14 protein-coding genes are annotated in these 18,378 nt (G+C 71.2%); 6 read left to right on the top strand and 8 right to left on the bottom strand.

All coding sequences use genetic code 11. The features are described from left to right. Positions 1 to 29: 29 nt before the first annotated feature. Complete coding sequence (locus tag OHA55_RS15675; protein WP_266706723.1) at positions 30 to 443, bottom strand: RNA-binding S4 domain-containing protein; 414 nt, start codon at positions 441 to 443, stop codon at positions 30 to 32. A gap of 329 nt (positions 444 to 772) precedes the next feature. Here OHA55_RS15675 and OHA55_RS15670 point away from each other — a divergent pair, with 329 nt between their 5' ends. Both OHA55_RS15670 and metG read left to right on the top strand, forming a co-directional pair. Then, positions 773 to 2,428, top strand: a complete 1,656-nt coding sequence (locus OHA55_RS15670; protein ID WP_266706722.1) for a VWA domain-containing protein — start codon at positions 773 to 775, stop codon at positions 2,426 to 2,428. 220 nt (positions 2,429 to 2,648) lie between these two features. After that, entirely contained in the window at positions 2,649 to 4,256 is a 1,608-nt protein-coding gene (metG, locus tag OHA55_RS15665) for a methionine--tRNA ligase (protein WP_266706721.1), read from the top strand. Between the two features lie 194 nt (positions 4,257 to 4,450). Here metG and OHA55_RS15660 read toward each other — a convergent pair whose 3' ends face one another. Together OHA55_RS15660 and aspS are read right to left on the bottom strand one after the other, a co-directional pair. Then, complete coding sequence (locus tag OHA55_RS15660) at positions 4,451 to 5,176, bottom strand: L,D-transpeptidase family protein (RefSeq protein WP_266710686.1); 726 nt, start codon at positions 5,174 to 5,176, stop codon at positions 4,451 to 4,453. Positions 5,177 to 5,613: 437 nt separating this feature from the next. Beyond that, a complete protein-coding gene (gene aspS / locus OHA55_RS15655; RefSeq protein WP_266706720.1) occupies positions 5,614 to 7,428 on the bottom strand; it encodes an aspartate--tRNA ligase in 1,815 nt (604 codons plus the stop codon). Positions 7,429 to 7,657: 229 nt separating this feature from the next. Here aspS and OHA55_RS15650 point away from each other — a divergent pair, with 229 nt between their 5' ends. Further along, positions 7,658 to 9,796: a SpoIIE family protein phosphatase gene (locus tag OHA55_RS15650; RefSeq protein ID WP_266706719.1), complete on the top strand. Its 2,139-nt coding sequence runs from the start codon at positions 7,658 to 7,660 to the stop codon at positions 9,794 to 9,796. 51 nt (positions 9,797 to 9,847) lie between these two features. On the opposite strand, the gene OHA55_RS15645 is transcribed toward OHA55_RS15650, so the two are convergent. The 5 genes from OHA55_RS15645 to OHA55_RS15625 form a co-directional block, all read right to left on the bottom strand. Then, on the bottom strand, positions 9,848 to 10,309 hold the full coding sequence (locus tag OHA55_RS15645; RefSeq protein WP_266706718.1) for a hypothetical protein: 462 nt from the start codon (positions 10,307 to 10,309) through the stop codon (positions 9,848 to 9,850). A 50-nt stretch (positions 10,310 to 10,359) separates the two neighbouring features. Beyond that, positions 10,360 to 11,586: a hypothetical protein gene (locus OHA55_RS15640; protein ID WP_266706717.1), complete on the bottom strand. Its 1,227-nt coding sequence runs from the start codon at positions 11,584 to 11,586 to the stop codon at positions 10,360 to 10,362. A 109-nt stretch (positions 11,587 to 11,695) separates the two neighbouring features. Further along, complete coding sequence (locus tag OHA55_RS15635) at positions 11,696 to 12,787, bottom strand: AI-2E family transporter (protein ID WP_266706716.1); 1,092 nt, start codon at positions 12,785 to 12,787, stop codon at positions 11,696 to 11,698. Between the two features lie 84 nt (positions 12,788 to 12,871). Then, the gene (locus OHA55_RS15630; protein WP_266706715.1) at positions 12,872 to 13,828 is read right to left on the bottom strand and encodes a pirin family protein; all 957 of its coding nucleotides are present in this window, start codon (positions 13,826 to 13,828) and stop codon (positions 12,872 to 12,874) included. Positions 13,829 to 14,019: 191 nt separating this feature from the next. After that, on the bottom strand, positions 14,020 to 14,478 hold the full coding sequence (locus tag OHA55_RS15625) for an SseB family protein (RefSeq protein ID WP_266706714.1): 459 nt from the start codon (positions 14,476 to 14,478) through the stop codon (positions 14,020 to 14,022). Positions 14,479 to 14,665: 187 nt separating this feature from the next. On the opposite strand from OHA55_RS15625, the gene OHA55_RS15620 reads away from it, so the two are divergent. The 3 genes from OHA55_RS15620 (at position 14,666) to OHA55_RS15610 (ending at position 18,283) form a co-directional block, all read left to right on the top strand. After that, positions 14,666 to 16,492: an acyl-CoA dehydrogenase gene (locus OHA55_RS15620; RefSeq protein WP_266706713.1), complete on the top strand. Its 1,827-nt coding sequence runs from the start codon at positions 14,666 to 14,668 to the stop codon at positions 16,490 to 16,492. A 162-nt stretch (positions 16,493 to 16,654) separates the two neighbouring features. Next, complete coding sequence (locus tag OHA55_RS15615; protein WP_266706712.1) at positions 16,655 to 17,962, top strand: M18 family aminopeptidase; 1,308 nt, start codon at positions 16,655 to 16,657, stop codon at positions 17,960 to 17,962. Between the two features lie 102 nt (positions 17,963 to 18,064). Beyond that, positions 18,065 to 18,283 (top strand): DUF6458 family protein, encoded by a 219-nt coding sequence (locus OHA55_RS15610; RefSeq protein WP_266706711.1) that lies wholly within the window; start codon positions 18,065 to 18,067, stop codon positions 18,281 to 18,283. The last annotated feature ends 95 nt before the right edge of the window (positions 18,284 to 18,378 follow it).

Raw genomic sequence — 18,378 nt, 5'->3', positions numbered from 1 at the left:
CTCCAACTCGCTGCCGGAAGCGGTCGAGTTCAGCGCGGGCCGGCGTCCCTGCCACCCTGGAGCCGGTCCATCTCGCGCCGGTCGCGCTTGGTGGGGCGGCCGGTGCCGCGGTCGCGGACCGGAACCTGGAGGGCCAGTTCGCGCGGCGGCGGGGGCGGACTGTCGTCGACGAAGCACTCCACCGCCACGGGTGCGCCGACGCGCTTCTTCACGATCTTCGTCACGGTGACGATCCGGTCCCGGCCCTCGTGCCGCAGCCGCACCTCGTCGCCGACCCGCACGGACTGCGCGGGCTTCGCGCGCTCCCCCGCGACCTTGACGTGCCCGGCACGGCAGGCGGCAGCCGCCTGCGCCCGGGTCTTCGTCAACCGGACCGACCAGATCCACACATCGACCCGGACGCTGCCTGCCGTCTGTGGAGCCTCACCGGAAACCGAAACCATGCTCCGACTGTAACGGGGAGCGGGTCGCGCGGAGACCTCCGCGGAGACGGACCGCCGAGCTCGCGGCAGCGACCGACGTGCGCGCACCGTGACGAGGTACGTCCGTCCGGGTGTTGAGGAAGAAGTCCGTGAACCTATGGCGAAGTCCGCCTGACCGCCGAACTCTTGGGTTCTCACTAGGAAACGGTTGCGCGTCGGTTCACCCGCGTGCGGGCCGGACAGCCGAACGGCCTGATCCGGCCGCTAACCTTACGTATCCGTCCTGGCCAGGGATGATTTTCCACGGGTCGGACATATCCCGCACCCAACTCACGCGAAAGGCCTCGCCCATGGGCATTCGGAGCTTGCTGCGCAAGGTGTTCGGCCGGGAGCAGGACGAGCCGACCACGGCCACCGTTCCTCCCCAGGGTGAGCGCACCCGATCGACGGAGCCGGAATCGGAAGCGGTCCCGGGCGGCGCTCCCGCTGCCGAACCCAAGGTGACCGTTCCCGCGCCCGCCGCCTCCCCCCTCTCCTCCGCCGCGCGCTCGTCCTCGGACGCGGGCACGGGTGGGTCCGCAGGCACGGACGCGGAAGGCCGGCCGGCCAAGGGGCACGCGGCCGATCTGGTGGCCGCCGCGTTCGACCAGCCGTCCACCCCGACGCCGACGGTGCCGGCCCAGAACACGGGCCCCAAGCCCGCGTCCGAAGCGAAGCCCGCCCCGGTGCCGGCACCCGCCACCGAGCCCGAGCCGGTCACCGGCCCGACCGCGGAGCCGGTCGCCGAATCGGAGCCCGTTGCCGAGCCGGAAGAGGCAGCGGCAGCGGCAGCGGCAGCGGCAGCGGCGCCTGCGCTGATCGAGCCCGAGGCACTCGCCGCCGCCATCACCATCGACATGGACCCGGAGCCCGAGCCCGAAGCCGAGGCAGCCCCGGCCGAGCCCGAGGCCACACAGCCCGAGGCCGCACAGCCCGAGGCAGCACAGCCCGAGGCAGCACAGCCCGAGGCAGCACAGCCCGAGGCAGCACAGCCCGAGGCAGCGGAGAAGGCCACCGAGGCAGCCCTCGACGCGATCATCATCGAGAGCGAGCCCGAGGCTGCGGCCCCGGCCGCTTCGGAACCGGCAGCCGCCCCGGAACCCGCGGCCACCCCGGAGCCCACGGCCGAGCCCACCGCACCGGAGGCCCCGGCCACCCCGGAGCCGCCCGCCGCAGCACCCGCAGCCGAGGCAGCACCCACAGCACCCGCAGCACCCGCAGCACCCGCAGCCGAGGACACCGCCCCGGCGGCAGTCACCGGTACGCCCACCGCCGGAAAGCCCGCCACCTCGCTCGCCCGGGTGAAGTCGCGTGCCCCCGGGCTGGTCGCCCCGTACAAGTCGGCGCAGGCCGCGCTCAAGGCCGGGGGCCTGACCGGGCTGCGGGCCTCCGTCTACCTGGTGCTCGACCGCTCGGGCTCCATGCGGCCGTTCTACAAGGACGGCAGCGCCCAGCACCTGGGCGACCGCACGCTGGCCCTCGCCGCGCACCTGTCGGAGGACGCCTCGGTCGACGTGGTCTTCTTCTCCACCGACATCGACGGCACCACGGCGGTCGGCCTCGAAGATCACGAGGGCCGCATCGACGAGGTGAACGCCGGTCTGGGACGCCTGGGGCGGACGAACTACCACCGGGCCGTCGAAGAGGTCGTCTCCCACTACGAGAAGTCCGGCGCAACCGGCCCCGCGCTGGTCGTCTTCCAGACGGACGGTCCGCCGGACGCCAAGGTCGCGGCCAAGCAGGCGCTGACCGAGGCCGCCCGGCTGCCGCTCTTCTTCCAGTTCGTCGCCTTCGGCGACCACGACGCCAAGGGCTTCGACTTCCTGCGGAAGCTGGACGCCGAGCACGCCGGGTTCTTCCACGCGGGCCCGGCGCCCGCCACGATCCCGGACGCGACGTTCTACCGGGAGATCCTCGCCGGTCTCCCCGCCTGGATCACGGCCCGGTCCGGCGGCTCCGCCGGCTGACTCCGTAACGGGGCCAACAGCGTCCCGCCGCGGCTGAACCACCGCTCCACCGCATGTCACGGCGGGCCCGGTCGACCGGGCCCGCCGTCCGCGTCCCGGGACGAACCCGCCGCCCCACCCGTCCCCGGCGCGCACGCCGGTTCGCTCCACCGGTTCCCTCCACGGCGGGAGAGGCACCGGGAGTCGGGGGAACCTCCTGCGGACCGTTAGGATTTTGACCATGGCGGCCACTGGATCCGAGAAGCAGGGAGAGACGTCGTTCTACGTCTCCACCCCCATTTACTACGTCAACGACGCTCCTCACCTGGGCCACGCCTACACGACCGTCGCAGGCGACGTGCTCACGCGCTGGCACCGCCAGCGCGGCGAGAAGGTGTGGTACCTCACCGGCACGGACGAGCACGGTCAGAAGATCATGCGCACGGCCGATCAGCACGGCGTCACCCCGCAGGCCTGGTGCGACAAGCTCGTCGAAGAGGCGTGGAAGCCCCTCTGGGAGCACCTCAACATCGCGAACGACGACTTCATCCGCACCACGGAGAAGCGCCACACCGACCGGGTGCAGGAGTTCGTCCAGGACCTGTACGACAAGGACGAGATCTACAAGGGCGGGTACGAAGGCCCGTACTGCGTGGGCTGCGAGGAGTACAAGCTCCCCGGGGACCTCATCCAGGCCGAGGACGGCACTCCGCTGTGCCCGATCCACAAGAAGCCGGTGGAGATCCTCAAGGAGGAGAACTACTTCTTCAAGCTGAGCGAGTACGGCCCGAAGCTGCTGGAGTTCTACGAGGCCAACCCCGGCTTCATCCAGCCGGAGTCCGCCCGCAACGAGGTCGTCAACTTCGTCAAGCAGGGCCTCCAGGACCTCTCGATCTCCCGCTCGACCTTCGACTGGGGCGTCCCGGTGCCGTGGGACGAGAAGCACGTCATCTACGTGTGGGTCGACGCCCTGCTCAACTACGCCACGGCGGTCGGCTACGGCGCCAACCAGGAGAAGTTCGACGCGACCTTCCCGGCCAACGTGCACCTGGTCGGCAAGGACATCCTCCGCTTCCACGCGGTGATCTGGCCCGCGATGCTGATGGCCCAGGGCCTTCCGCTGCCGGGCCGGGTCGCGGCCAACGGCTGGCTGATGGTCGGCGGCGAGAAGATGTCGAAGTCGAACCTGACCGGCATCAAGCCGCAGGACCTGACCTCGCACTTCGGCGTGGACGCGTACCGCTGGTACTTCCTGCGCGCCATCGCCTTCGGCAGCGACGGCTCGTTCTCGTGGGAGGACTTCTCGGCCCGCTACACCTCCGAGCTCGCCAACGACTACGGCAACCTCGCCTCCCGCGTGGCCGCCATGATCGGCAAGTACTTCGGCGGCACGCTCCCGGAGGCGACCGCCGCCGGTGACGCCGAGCAGGCGGTCCAGGAGGGTCTCGCGAAGGCCGTCGCCACGTCGGACCTGAAGATCGGCGAGGAGCTGGACTTCCAGGCCGGCATCCTGTCGATCTTCGATTTCGTGAAGCAGGTCAACGGCTACATCACGGAGCAGGAGCCGTGGAAGGTCGCCAAGGACACCTCGCCCGAGGGCCAGGCCCGGCTGGCGACGATCCTGTACACGGCCTCCGAGGCGCTGCGTGGTGTCGCGGTGCTGCTGAACCCGGTGATGCCGGAGACCTCGCAGAAGCTGTGGGAGTCGCTCGGCGCCGAGCCCGTGCTCGGGGCGCTGGCCGACCAGCGCGTCCAGGACGCGGGCACCTGGGGCCGGCTGCCCGCGGGCGCCACGGTCACCAAGGGTGCGGTGCTCTTCCCGCGTCTGGAGGAGAAGCCGGCCGCGTAGCCGCACGCGGCATTGCACAGCCGGGCGCCGGGCGTGCGCGGCACGTCGCACGGCCCGTGCACGGCCCGTGCACGGCCCGATCGCACGCACAGCGGACACGCAGGAAGGGCGGGACCCCCGTGGCCCCGCCCTTCCTGCGTACCCGGGCCCCGGTCCCGCCGGAGGCGGACGCCCGCCCGGGGCCCGGGTACGTGTCAGCGGGCCAGTGACGCCTTGTCGCCCATCACGATGACCGGCTTCTTCCCCGGGTCGAGCGTGAGCAGCAGCTCCTTCATCCGGTCCTCCGAGACCGAGACACAGCCCTGGGTCGGCCCGCCGTGGTCCACGTGGATCCAGATGCCGCCGCCCCGGTCCTCGCCCAGCGGGCGCTCGTGGTCGATCGGGCTGACGCCCTCGACCCGGTTGTAGTTGATGGCCACGACGTAGTCGAAGGAGCCTTCCAGCGGCTCGCCGAAGAATCCGTCGCCCTCCACCGCGAAGTAGTCCTCCTCGTCGTACGGGAGCAGCGTGCCGGGGTCCGGGAGCTTGCCGCCCGCGTCGGTGAGGCCGAAGACGCCGACGGGAGACCTGAGGTCCCCGGTGGAGTGCTCCTCGGTCCACCCCTCCATGCCGTTGTGGGCGGCCCAGGGCTCGAAGACCGGGGTCCAGCTGCGGTCCGGGGCGTCCCGGACGTAGAGGACGGCGGTGGACTCGTTGGAGTCCGCCCCCTGGCCGGTGACGACGAACGCCTGCCGGGCATCGACGGGAATCTCCGCCCGGGTGGCGGGCCCCAGCCCCGGGATCTCCAGCGGCGGCGCGGGCGGGGCGGGCGGCGCCGGGGCGACGACGGCCCCCTGGCTGCCCTCGCCGTCCGACCGGACCCCGGCCACGCCCTTCGGCGGGGCCCCGGACGAGGCGGGGGCACCGCAGCCGGTGAGCATCAGGAACAGCGCGAGGACCGGAACAGCGAGCAGGCGCGCCCACAGGCGCCGACGGACGGCGGGAACGGACGGACCGAGCGGGCCGGGCGAACCGGACGGGCCGCCCGGGCCTCCCAGGGAAAAGGACGGACCGAGGACGACGGACGGGCCGGGGAAGACGCGCGGACGGCGGGAGACGGACACGGGGCGGGCTCCTGAGTGGTTCTGACTGACGGCCTCTCAGGAGCCACTCTTCGCCGCGCCCGGCCTTCGCGAATCCGGGCGGGGGCCATCCGGCGGTACGCGGGTCGCCCGTCACCGGGCGTCCGGCCCGTACCCCTCGTCGGACACCCGCGAACGTGAAACAGCCCCCGACCGGCCGGTCGGGGGCTGTTTCACGTGAAACGCAGGGAGCTGCGGGGCGCGGCGCGGGAGGGCGCCGGCTGCCCCGTCCCGCCCTACTTCTCGGTCTTCTCCGCGGCGGTCTCGGCCTTGGCGGCCTCGCCCTTCGACACGGCGACCGGCTTGCGGAGCTGGATGTTCAGCTCGCGCAGACGGGCCTCGTCCAGCACCGTCGGAGCGCCCATCATCAGGTCCTGGGCGTTGCCGTTGAGCGGGAAGGCGATCGTCTCGCGGATGTTCGGCTCGTCGGCGAGGAGCATCACGATGCGGTCGACACCCGGGGCGATGCCCCCGTGCGGCGGGGCGCCGAGGCGGAAGGCGCGGAGCATGCCCGCGAACTCCTGCTCGACGGTCTCGCGGTCGTAGCCGGCGATCTCGAAGGCCTTGAGCATCAGCTCGGGCTCGTGGTTACGGATGGCGCCGGAGGACAGCTCGATGCCGTTGCAGACGATGTCGTACTGCCAGGCGAGGATGTCCAGCGGGTCCTTCGTCTCCAGGTCCTCCAGGCCGCCCTGGGGCATCGAGAAGGGGTTGTGCGAGAAGTCGATCTTGCCGGTCTCCTCGTCCTTCTCGTACATCGGGAAGTCGACGATCCAGCAGAACCGGAAGACGCCCTCCTCGAAGTTGCCGGAGCGCTTGGCGGCCTCGACGCGGACGGCCGACATGATCTTGGAGACCTCGTCGAACTCGCCGGCGCCGAAGAAGACGGCGTGGCCCGGGACGAGCGAGAGGCGCTCGGTGAGCGTCTTGACGTCCGCCTCGGTGAGGAACTTGGCGATCGGACCGGCCAGCGTGCCGTCCTCGCCCACGCGGACCCAGGCGAGGCCCTTGGCGCCGTGCTCGACGGCGTACTCACCGAGACCGTCGAAGAACTTGCGGGACTGGCCGGCGGTGTCCGGGACGGGCAGTGCGCGGACGTGCTTGCCGGCGAACGCCTTGAACCCGGAGTCGGCGAAGACGTCCGAGATGTCGACGAGCTCCAGCTTGGCGCGGAGGTCCGGCTTGTCGTTGCCGTACTTCAGCATCGACTCGCGGAACGGGATGCGCGGGAACGGCGAGGTGACCTCGCGGCCGTTGCCGAACTCGGTGAAGAGCTCGGTCATCAGCTTCTCGATCGGCTGGAAGACGTCCTCCTGCTCGACGAACGACATCTCGACGTCGAGCTGGTAGAACTCGCCCGGCGAACGGTCGGCGCGGGCGTCCTCGTCGCGGAAGCAGGGCGCGATCTGGAAGTAGCGGTCGAAGCCGGAGATCATCAGCAGCTGCTTGAACTGCTGGGGGGCCTGCGGCAGCGCGTAGAACTTGCCGGGGTTGAGACGCGACGGCACGACGAAGTCACGGGCGCCCTCGGGGGAGGTCGCGGTGAGGATCGGGGTCGCCATCTCGTTGAAGCCGAGGGCCACCATCTTCGAGCGGATGGAGGCGATCACGGCCGAGCGCAGCATGATGTTGCGGTGCATGCGCTCGCGGCGCAGGTCGAGGAAGCGGTACTCCAGACGGCGCTCCTCGTTCACACCGTCCTCGGTGTTGATCGTGAAGGGCAGCGGGGCCGCCTCGCCGAGCACCTCGACCTCGGTGACCTCGATCTCGATCTCGCCGGTCGGGAGCTCCGGGTTCACGTTCTCGGTACCGCGCGCGGAGACCTTGCCGTCGATGCGGACGACGGTCTCCTTGGTCAGCTTCGAGAGCGCCTCGTTCCCCGGGGTGCCGGGGCGGGCGACGAGCTGGACCAGGCCGTAGTGGTCGCGGAGATCGATGAAGAGGATGCCGCCCAGGTCTCGGCGATTGTGCAGCCAGCCGCTCAGCCGGACGTCGGTGCCGACGTCAGAGGCGCGGAGCTCGCCGCAGGTGTGGGACCTGTACCGATGCATCGTCGTTCATCCAGTCTTCGCGGTTGGGGTCTGTGAGCCACCCCAGGCTACCGCCCGGAGCCCGGCCACTTCATTGCCATAAGCACTTCAAGATCATCCGGGGCGGGTGCGCGGCCCCGGGGAGGGCCGCGCACCGGCCGCCGGGAGCGTCCCCGCCGGGGCCGGTCCGGCCCCGTGCGGCGGCGGTCAACGGTGGCGTCCCTCGAACGCATCTTCCTAAAGTGGGGCAATGCGTACCGAGGACATCCTGGCAGCCATCGAGACGGGGCTCTGGCACTGGGACACCGCGGACGGAACGGTCACGATCGACGCGGAGGCCGCCCGTCTTCTCGGGCTGCCCGGGGGCGGGACGTACCGGGAGGGCGCCGTACGCGCCTGCTACCACCCCGCCGACTGGAACGAGGTCCGCTCGGTCGTGAGCCTCGCGGTCGCGGAGGACACCCTCGCGGAGTCCCGGCTCCGGATCGTGGACGGGCACGGCACGGTGGTCCGTACGGTACGGACCCGGTCCAGGCCCCACGTACCGGAGGGAAAGACCGTCGAGCAGGTCGTCCTCAGGGGCACGCTCCAGGAGGTCGCGGAGCCCATCCCCGGCACGTCCGTGCAGACCCCCGTCACCGGCGACTGGCGGCGCTCGCGCGAGGCGTTCCTGCTGGACGCGGGGCGGGCGCTGGCCGAGGCCCGGTCCACGGCGGAGGTGCTGCGGGTCGCCGGCTCGCTCTCGATGCCGGGCTTCTCTCCGGACGGACTGGCGGTCTTCGGCATCAACGGGGACCGGCTGACCGTCGTCGGCCACCGCGGCCAGAACGACGGCGACGAGGAGCCCTTCGCCGACATGCCGCTCCAGACCGACTATCCCGCCGCCGAGGTGGCCCGTACCGGCCGGGCGATCTATCTGCCCACGCCCGAGGAGTACGCCCGGCGCTTCCCGCTCACCTGGCCCCTGGCGCGCGGTTTCGGCCGACGGTCGTGGGCGTTCCTGCCGCTGGTCGCCTCCGGCCACACGATGGGCGCCTGGATGGCGGGCTTCCGCCAGCCGGTGGGGTTCTCCCCCGACGAGCGGGCGGTGCTCACCACCGTCGCCAGGATGCTCGCCCAGGCGCTCGCCCGCGCCGGGGTGGCCGAGACCGAGCGTGAGCTCTCGCAGGGGCTCCAGCGGGCGATGATGCCGTCCCTGGGCGTGAGCACCCCCGGCATCACCGTCGCGGCCCGCTACATCCCCACCGGCGGCGGCCTCCAGGTCGGCGGCGACTGGTACGACATGATCCCGCTGCCCAACGGCCGGGTCGCGCTCGTCATCGGCGACGTCCAGGGACACGACGTCCGCGCGGCCGGGCTGATGGGCCAGCTCCGCATCGCCCTGCGCGCGTACGCCTCCGAGGGGCACCGCCCGGACGCGGTACTCGCCCGCGCCTCCCGCTTCCTGACCGGTCTGACCGAGGCGTACGAGAACGGAAGCGGCGGAAGCGACGAGGAATCGGCCGCCCGCTTCGCGACCTGCCTGTACGCCGAGGTGGACCCGGCCGGCGGCATCCTGGAGATCGCCCGCGCCGGCCACCCCGACCCCGTGGTGATCAGCGCCGACGGCATCGCCGTCATCCGGCAGACGGAGGGCGGGCTGCCGCTGGGCATCGAGACCGACTCCGACTACCCGACGACCCAGGTGGTGCTGGAGCCCGGCGAGTCGATCATGCTCTGCACCGACGGACTCATCGAGACCGGCGGCCACGACCTCGCGACCGGCTGGGAACGGCTGCGCCCGGTCCTGGAGACGCCCGGAGCCGATCCGGAGACCCTCGTGGAGGCACTCCTGGAGACGGTCCACGGCCCGACCTCGCACTACACGACGGGCCCCCTCGCCGAGCGGCACGAGGACGACATCGCCCTGGTGGTGCTCCGCCGCGACACCCCCGCCACCCTGGCGAAGACCCCGCCGCGCCGGTCCGCCGTCACCATCGCGCAGGCCGAGCCGGAGCGGATCTCCGTCGCCCGCCAGCTGCTGCGCGAGCTGCTGCACGACTGGGCGGACGCGGAACAGGTCGACTCCGCCGTGCTGATGCTCTCCGAGATGACAACCAACGTGCTGGTGCACACCGACGGCAACGCGCTGATGGTGGCGGAGGTGACCGGCGAGCAGGGCGAGCGGCGGCTGCGGGTCGAGGTCGCGGACGGCAGCGACGAACTCCCGCACAAGCGGCGCCCGGGCGAGATGGCGTCCAGCGGACGCGGTCTCGTCCTGATGGAGATGCTGGCGGACAACTGGGGGGTCGATCCGCGCGGCGAGGGCAAGTCGATCTGGTTCGAGCTGTACGAGTCCTCCGAACCGGGCGAGCTCGCCGGGCCGTCGATCCCGTTCGAGCAGATCTGACCCTGCGGTACGGGTGCCGCGGGGACCAGCCGCAGGACACGGGAGAGCGCCTCAGGCCAGCACGGCCGAGAAGCTGTCCAGGGCGATCCAGGTGATGGCGTTGGTGGTCGTACCGCCGAACACCGAGATGCGGCCCGCCGTGCTGATCTCCACCCGGCAGGCGTTCATGCCCGCCTTGTTGTTGCGCGGGCACACGCCCCGGACGAGCTTGGGCACGGCGAGCGAGGCGGGGACCGTGCCCAGCACGGCGTCCCCGGCGAAGGCGCAGTCGACGCCGCCGCGCAGCTGGAGGAAGGCCGTACCGGCGATCCTGATCACGCGGGCGGCCGGTACGTCGGCGGAGGCGGTGACGCCCGCCGCGAGGACGAGGGCGGTCCAGTCGTGGGCGACCTCGACGCCTCCGGTGGTGGCCGCCGCGGCGGGGGCGGCGAGCAGCGGTGTGGCGGCCACCGCCGCCGGGACGGCGACGGCCGCGGTCAGCAGGGCGCGACGGCTGTGGGTTCTCTGCGGCATGGCTGATCCTCGGATGTGTGGAACGGGAGTACGGGCGGTTCGGTGCGGCGTCAGCGCCAGGCCACCGAGAAGGCGTCGAGGCCGACCCAGGTGACCGTGTTGTCCGAGGTCGGTCCGTACACCGTGAGCGCCCCCCGGGAAGAGACCTCCGCCCGGCACACGGAGCGCCCGGCCCGGTTGTTGCGGGGCACCTCGGCCCGGACGGTACGGCTCGGCGTCAGCGCCGGCGGGAGCTGCGCGATCTTGGTGTCCTTCGCGAGCGTCCCGTCGAAGCCGCCGCGCAGCTGGAGGAAGGTGGTCCCGGCGATGTCCACCAGCCGGCCGCGCGGGGCGTGGAGGCCGGTCTGCGGGGTGAGCCCGGGGGCGGGGGTCAGCGCCGTCCAGTCGGCCAGCACCTTGACGCCCTGCACCGGGGCGTCGGTGGAGAGGAAGCAGATCGTGGCCTCGCGCGGCGTGGTGTCGCTCCCGCTGAACCCGAAGAGCAGCCGTGCCTGGTCGCCCATCGGCTCGATGCAGAGCCCCTCCGGCTCCCGGCGCTCCAGCCCGGGTACCGCGGTGATGTGCCGGGGACCGGCGAGAACGGAACCGTCGGTCCAGGACAGCGCGGTGAGGTAGGTGTCGTCCAGGTCCGGGTTGCCGGTGTACAGGTAGAGGTGATCGCCGAGCGAGGCGAAGCCCTGGAAGGTGTCGGCCAGCCGCGGCACCTGCGCGGCCGGAGGATTCGCGACCGTACGCAGGGCGGTCCAGGTGACCTCGCCGGTCAGCGGGTCGATCGGGTACTGGGTGAAGAGGTACCCCTGCGCGGTCAGGTACCGCACCGTGATGCGATGGAACACCGGGTCCACGTTGGGCGCGATGAACCGGGCCTCCGGCACGGGGGCGAACGGCTCCGACAGCACCGCCGAGCTCATGTCGACCGTCTGCCCGGGGAGGTACGGGAACCGGGCGATCCGGGTGCCGAACTGCTCGTGGAGCGGGCCGACCTCGGTCCACAGGTGGGTCCTGCCGCCGACGTGCTGCGCGCCGATCTGGTAACCGTGGCCGAAACCGTCGAGGTGCATGTGGTCGATCGCCAGCCCGGTGGAGCGGTCCATGCGGTAGACGCAGAGGTTGCCGTACTCCAGCGCGTCACGGATCTGCACGACGAAGAGTTCGTGCGTCACCGGGTCGACGGCCATCGACTGGGGTGCCCGGGTGTGCTTCTCGTGGTTCAGCGGCGTACCGCTGAGAACGCGGCCCCAGGGGCCGGTCAGGTCGATGAGATCCGTAACCGCCACGGACAGTTTCCCCTCCCCGCGGGCCCGTGGTGGACCGCGCGCGGAGATCGTATGTGCTCCGTTCCCGGTACGCGCTGGTGGCCCGCCGCTGGTGCCGGGGGCTTCGCCTTCACGAGTGGGGCCGGGCCGGACCGCTCCCCGCCGGTGGCTCCGCCACGGTCCCCGCGTTCCGGTGCCGCAGTTCCTCGATCACCCCGAAGGCGGCCGCGCAGAGCGGTACGGCGAGCAGCATGCCGAGGATTCCGGCGACGCTGGCTCCGGCGGTCAGCACGACGAGGATGACGGCCGGGTGCATGCGCACGGTGCGGCTCTGGATCATCGGCTGGAGCACGTGGCCCTCCAGGACCTGGACGGCGAGGACCACCCCGAGCGCCCAGAGCGCGATGACGAACCCCCGGTCGGCGAGGGCGACCAGGACGGCGACCGCGCCGGAGAGGAAGGCACCGAGGTACGGGATGTAGGCACCGACGAAGACCAGCGCGCCCAGCCCCACCGCGCCGGGCACCCGCAGGATCAGCAGGCCGACGGTGATGCAGAGGGCGTCGATCAGCGCGATGAAGGTGGTGCCGCGCATGAACCCCTCGACCGCCTCGAAGGCCCGGCGCCCCATGGCTTCGACGAGTTCGCCGGTGCCGTGCGGCGCGAGGGAGTGGGCGAGGCGCACGGCCCGGTCGGAGTCGCGCAGGAAGAAGAAGGTGAGCAGCAGGGCGAGGACCGCGGTCGCGATCAGCGAGCCGATCAGGCTGAGCCCGGTGAGGACACCGCCGGCGGCGGTGGCGCCGAACTTCTCGACGAGGTTGCGGGCACTGCCCGCGAGGTTGTCCACCGACGCCTCGTCGCCCAGGTCGAAGTGGTCGATCGCCCACTGGCCGGCGTCCCGCAGGGAGTCCACGATCTGGCCGCCGGTGTCGATGAGCGCGGTGACGACGATGTATCCGGCGCCGCCGACGACGGCGACGAGCAGCGCGCAGGTCAGTCCGGCGGAGAGCGAGCGCTGCACGTGGTGGGCGGTCAGCCAGCGGTGGACCGGGCCGAGCAGCGCCGTACCGAGGAGCGCGAGGAGCACGGGGGTGACGGCGGTCCTGAGGTAGACGGACAGCCAGACGACGACGCCCGCCACCGCGGCGACGAGGAGGAGGACACCGCACCAGGCGGCCGTCCGCCGTACGGCGTCGGGCAGGAGGGGCTTCCGGTTCGGCACTCCCCCACCCGACCACGGGGCGGACGGGGTGTCCCGTCCCGTGGCGCGTGCGGGTGACGGATCGTCACCCGCACGCGGCGTGGATCACATGCCGTGGACCGCCGGGACGGTGCCGAGGCGGCCGGCCTGGAAGTCCTCGAAGGCCTTCTTCAGTTCGGCCTGGCTGTTCATCACGAACGGCCCGTAGTGGGCCATCGGCTCACGGATGGGACGCCCGCCGAGGAGCACGACCTCCAGGTCGGGGGTGTGCCCGTCCTGCTGCTCGTCCGCGCGGACGGTCAGCGAGGAACCGGCCCCGAAGACGGCCGTCTGTCCCATGTGGACCGGGCGGCGCTCGGCGCCCGCGGTGCCGCGGCCGGCGAGCACGTACGCGAGGCCGTTGAAGTCCTCGCGCCACGGCAGGGTGACCTCGGCGCCGGGCCGGACGGTCGCGTGGATCATCGTGATCGGGGTGTGCGTGATGCCGGGGCCCTCGTGGCCGTCGAGCTCACCGGCGATGACGCGGAGCAGCGCGCCGCCGTCCGGGGAGGCGAGGAGCTGGACCTGGCCGCCGCGGATGTCCTGGTAGCGGGGGTCCATCATCTTGTGGCTCTTGGGCAGGTTCACCCAGAGCTGGAGGCCGTGGAAGAGACCGCCGGACATGACCAGCGACTCCGGCGGCGCCTCGATGTGCAGCAGGCCGGAGCCCGCGGTCATCCACTGGGTGTCGCCGTTCTCGATGGTGCCGCCGCCACCGTTGGAGTCCTGGTGGATGAAGCTGCCGTCGATCAGGTAGGTCACCGTCTCGAAGCCGCGGTGCGGGTGCCAGGGGGTTCCCTTGGGCTCTCCGGCCGCGTACTCCACCTCGCCCATCTGGTCCATCATGATGAACGGGTCGAGGTACTTGTAGTTGATCCCGGCGAACGCGCGGCGCACCGGGAAGCCCTCACCCTCGAAGCCGGTCGGCGCGGTGGTGACCGCGAGGACGGGACGGGCGACGGCGTCGCCCGAGGCGGCCACCTTGGGCAGGGTCAGCGGGTTTTCTACGGTCACTGCGGGCATGGGAGCCACCTCCGGGCGGGATCTGCTTCCAATTTAGTTGAACAGTGAACATCCTGCAAGGCGTCGCGCATTCCCGGCGGGGCGCGACACCCCTCCAGACCCCACCCACACCCCTCCAGGCCCCACCCGCGCACACGGAAAAGGCCCGCGCCACACGGGCACGGGCCTTGGACGAGGGTGAAACGGAGGCGTCAGCCGTACATGCGCCGCATCGCGAAGTCGACCATCTGCTCGACGGCCTTGGCATCGAAGACCATCCGGTGGTCGCCCTCCATGTCCAGGACGAAGCCGTACCCGGTCGGGAGCAGGTCGATCACCTCGGCGCCGGTGATCACGAAGTACTTCGACTCCTTGCCCGCGTACCGCCGCAGCTCCTTGAGCGTGGAGAACATCGGGATCACCGGCTGCTGGGTGTTGTGCAGCGCGAGGAAGCCCGGGCCGTCGCCGCGCGGGCAGTAGACCTTCGAGGTCGCGAAGATCTGCTGGAAGTCCTCCGCCGCGAGGGTGCCGGTGGTGAAGGCCCGTACCGCGTCCGCCAGGGAAGGCGGCGAAGGCTCGGGGTACAGCGGCTGCTCGGCGTAGCCGCCGCCCATCTGCCCCATCTGACCCATCTGCTGCTGTGCACCCGGGTTCTGGTCGTAGCCGTACATGCCCCAAAGAGTAATCGGACACATCTCCGGCTCCAGGGGTTGCGCCTTATTACTCGCGGGTAGCATCATCGGAGAGGTCGACTGATACGCGTCATGCAGCCGGCCGGCCTTCCGCACAGCCCGTCGCCCGACCCGCATCACTCCCCGGGGCGCTGCGCGTCACTGCTATTGATTACGGAGCCTTCCCATGGGGCACTACAAGTCGAATCTCCGCGACATCGAGTTCAACCTCTTCGAGGTGCTCGGGCGCGACAAGCTGTACGGCACCGGCCCGTTCGCGGAGATGGACGTCGAGACCGCGAAGAGCATCCTCGACGAGGTCACCCGCCTCGCGGAGAACGAACTCGCCGACTCCTACACCGACGCCGACCGCAACCCGCCGGTCTTCGACCCCGCGACCAACACCGCGCCCGTCCCGGAGACCTTCAAGCGCTCCTACCAGGCGTTCATGGACTCCGAGTACTGGCGCCTGGGCCTGCCGGAGGAGATCGGCGGCACCACCTCCCCGCGCTCCCTGATCTGGGCCTACGCGGAGCTGCTGCTCGGCGCCAACCCGGCCATCTGGATGTACTCCTCGGGCCCCGCGTTCGCCGGCATCCTCTTCGCCGAGGGCAACGACGCGCAGAAGAAGGTCGCCGAGATCGCCGTCGAGAAGCAGTGGGGCTCGACGATGGTACTGACCGAGCCGGACGCCGGTTCGGACGTCGGCGCCGGGCGCACCAAGGCGGTCCAGCAGGAGGACGGCTCCTGGCACATCGAGGGCGTGAAGCGCTTCATCACGTCCGGCGAGCACGACATGTCGGAGAACATCCTCCACTACGTGCTGGCCCGCCCCGAGGGCGCCGGACCCGGCACCAAGGGCCTGTCGCTCTTCCTCGTCCCGAAGTTCCACTTCGACTGGGAGACCGGCGAGCTGGGCGAGCGCAACGGCGTCTACGCCACCAACGTCGAGCACAAGATGGGCCTCAAGGCCTCCAACACCTGCGAGATGACCTTCGGCGACCAGCACCCCGCCAAGGGCTGGCTGATCGGCGACAAGCACGACGGCATCCGCCAGATGTTCATGATCATCGAGTTCGCCCGGATGATGGTCGGCACGAAGGCCATCGCCACCCTCTCCACCGGCTACCTCAACGCGCTGGAGTACGCCAAGGAGCGCGTCCAGGGCTCGGACCTGTCGCAGTTCATGGACAAGACCGCCCCCAAGGTCACCATCACGCACCACCCCGACGTGCGCCGCTCCCTCATGACGCAGAAGGCGTACGCCGAGGGCATGCGCTCCCTCGTGCTCTACACCGCCTCCGTCCAGGACGCGATCCAGGTCAAGGAGGCCGCGGGCGAGGACTCCAAGGCGCTGCACGGCCTCAACGACCTGCTGCTCCCGATCGTGAAGGGCTACGGCTCCGAGCGCTCCTACGAGCAGCTGGCGCAGTCGCTCCAGACCTTCGGCGGCTCCGGGTACCTCCAGGAGTACCCGATCGAGCAGTACATCCGTGACGCCAAGATCGACACCCTCTACGAGGGCACCACGGCCATCCAGGGCCAGGACTTCTTCTTCCGGAAGATCGTCCGCGACCAGGGCGCCTCGCTCAACACGCTCTCCGAGGAGATCAAGAAGTTCCTCGCCGGCGCCCAGGGCAACGAGGAGCTGGCCCCCGCGCTGGACTCCCTCGCCAAGGCCGCCGTGGACCTGGAGGCGATCGTCGGCACGATGATCACCGACCTCACCGCGACCGGCGAGGACGTGAAGAGCATCTACAAGGTGGGCCTCAACACCACCCGCCTGCTGCTCTCCTCCGGTGACGTCGTCGTCGGCTACCTCCTCCTCAAGGGCGCCGCGGTGGCCGCGGAGAAGCTGCCGACCGCCTCCGCCAAGGACGTCGCCTTCTACCAGGGCAAGATCGCGGCCGCGAAGTTCTTCGCCGCCAACGTCCTGCCCGGCGTCTCGACGGAGCGCGCGCTCGCCGAGTCCGTCGACAACTCCCTGATGGAGCTGGACGAGGCCGCGTTCTAGCCGCTCAGCACTCCGTCACACGACGACGGCCCGCCCCCGCACGGCGCATACCGGGGGGCGGGCCGTCGTCGTGTCCACCGCGGGCGGCCGGGGGCCGGGGGACGGGGGCGCACGGCTGCGGACCGTGAATGGTTCACAACAGGCCTCGTTACAGTGAAGAACATGAGTTCCTCCCACCCTTTCGACAGGTCCCACACCGATGACCTGATGTCCTTCCTCGCCGCCAGCCCCTCGCCGTACCACGCCGTGGCCAACACCGCGGCCCGTCTGGAGAAGGCAGGGTTCCGGCAGGTCGAGGAGACCGCGGCCTGGGACGCGACGAGCGGCGGGAAGTACGTCCTGCGCGGCGGCGCCGTCATCGCCTGGTACGTCCCCGAAGGCGCTTCCCCCCACACCCCGTTCCGTATCGTCGGCGCCCACACCGACTCCCCCAACCTGCGGGTCAAGCCGCTGCCCGACACCGGCGCGCACGGCTGGCGCCAGGTCGCCGTGGAGATCTACGGCGGGACCCTGCTCAACACCTGGCTCGACCGCGACCTCGGCATCGCCGGCCGGCTCACCCTGCGCGACGGCACCGACGTGCTGACCTGCGTCGACCGCCCGCTGCTGCGCGTCCCGCAGCTCGCCGTCCACCTGGACCGCTCGGCCAACACCGACGGACTCAAGCTCGACCGCCAGAAGCACATGCAGCCGATCTGGGGCCTGGGCAAGGTGGAGGAAGGCGACCTCATCCGGTTCGTCGCCGAGGAGGCGGGCGTCGACCCGGAGGACGTGACCGGCTGGGACCTGATGGCGCACGCCGTCGAGAAGCCCGCCTACCTGGGCCGCGACCAGGAGCTGATGGCCGGCCCCCGGATGGACAACCTGCTCTCGGTGCACGCGGGCGTCGCCGCGCTCGTCGCCGCCGTCCAGCGGCACACGGCCGAGGGCACCGAGCTCCCGTACATCCCGGTGCTCGCCGCCTTCGACCACGAGGAGAACGGCTCGCAGTCCGACACCGGCGCCGACGGCCCGCTGCTCGGCACCGTCATGGAGCGCTCGGTGTACGCCCGGGGCGGCGGTTACGAGGACCGCGCCCGCGCCTTCGCCGGAAGCGTCTGCGTCTCCTCCGACACCGGCCACGCGATCCACCCCAACTACGGGGAGCGCCACGACCCGACGCACCACCCGGTCGTCAACGGCGGCCCGATGCTGAAGGTCAACGTCAACATGCGGTACGCCACGGACGGCAGCGGCCGGGCCGTGTTCGCCGCCGCGTGCGAGCGCGCGGGCGTGCCGATGCAGACGTTCGTCTCCAACAACTCCATGCCGTGCGGCACCACGATCGGCCCGATCACCGCCGCCCGCCACGGAATCCGGACCGTCGACATCGGGGCTGCGATCCTGTCGATGCACAGCGCCCGCGAACTCTGCGGCGCCGACGACCCGTTCCTGCTGGCCAATGCCCTGACCGAGTTCCTGGCAGGCTGACACCACGTCACCGGCCGCCCCGACGGACATGGTTGACGCCGGGCCGGGTACGCGATCCGTACACCGGCCCGGAGTCACCGGGCCGTCGAGGAGGCGGAAGTCATGGGACTCGGAGGATGCATTCTCCTGATCGGTGTCGGAGCGGTACTCGCGTTCGCCACCGACTGGCAGATCGACACCGTCAACGTCGACCTGGTCGGCTGGATCATGATGCTCGTCGGCCTCGTCGGGGTCTTCGCCTACATGAGCATCGCGCGGCGCCGCCGCATGATCGTGCCGCCCACGACGGTCGTCCCGGAGGACGAGAAGCGGTACCTGTGACGGACCGCCGGGCGCCCGGAAGGGCGTTCGGCGCGCCGCGCGAGAACCGGCCGTAAGCCCTCGGGCGTACGCGACACGGCCGCAGACCGGCCCGG

The organism is Streptomyces sp. NBC_00102, from assembly GCF_026343115.1.
Taxonomy (GTDB): Bacteria; Actinomycetota; Actinomycetes; order Streptomycetales; family Streptomycetaceae; genus Streptomyces.
The sequence above is the reverse complement of the archived record's forward strand: the minus strand, read 5'-3'. Positions and strand labels throughout refer to the sequence as shown.

Bases quoted from the DNA above. Each gene is read 5' to 3' on its own strand.
- OHA55_RS15670 (WP_266706722.1), top strand. From the start codon at position 773: ATGGGCATTCGGAGCTTGCTGCGCAAGGTGTTCGGCCGGGAGCAGGAC.
- OHA55_RS15610 (WP_266706711.1), top strand. From the start codon at position 18,065: ATGGGACTCGGAGGATGCATTCTCCTGATCGGTGTCGGAGCGGTACTC.
- OHA55_RS15625 (WP_266706714.1), bottom strand. From the start codon at position 14,478: ATGTACGGCTACGACCAGAACCCGGGTGCACAGCAGCAGATGGGTCAG.
- OHA55_RS15615 (WP_266706712.1), top strand. From the start codon at position 16,655: ATGAGTTCCTCCCACCCTTTCGACAGGTCCCACACCGATGACCTGATG.
- OHA55_RS15660 (WP_266710686.1), bottom strand. From the start codon at position 5,176: ATGCTCACCGGCTGCGGTGCCCCCGCCTCGTCCGGGGCCCCGCCGAAG.
- OHA55_RS15620 (WP_266706713.1), top strand. From the start codon at position 14,666: ATGGGGCACTACAAGTCGAATCTCCGCGACATCGAGTTCAACCTCTTC.
- aspS (WP_266706720.1), bottom strand. From the start codon at position 7,428: ATGCATCGGTACAGGTCCCACACCTGCGGCGAGCTCCGCGCCTCTGAC.
- OHA55_RS15645 (WP_266706718.1), bottom strand. From the start codon at position 10,309: ATGCCGCAGAGAACCCACAGCCGTCGCGCCCTGCTGACCGCGGCCGTC.
- OHA55_RS15630 (WP_266706715.1), bottom strand. From the start codon at position 13,828: ATGCCCGCAGTGACCGTAGAAAACCCGCTGACCCTGCCCAAGGTGGCC.
- OHA55_RS15675 (WP_266706723.1), bottom strand. From the start codon at position 443: ATGGTTTCGGTTTCCGGTGAGGCTCCACAGACGGCAGGCAGCGTCCGG.
- OHA55_RS15650 (WP_266706719.1), top strand. From the start codon at position 7,658: ATGCGTACCGAGGACATCCTGGCAGCCATCGAGACGGGGCTCTGGCAC.
- metG (WP_266706721.1), top strand. From the start codon at position 2,649: ATGGCGGCCACTGGATCCGAGAAGCAGGGAGAGACGTCGTTCTACGTC.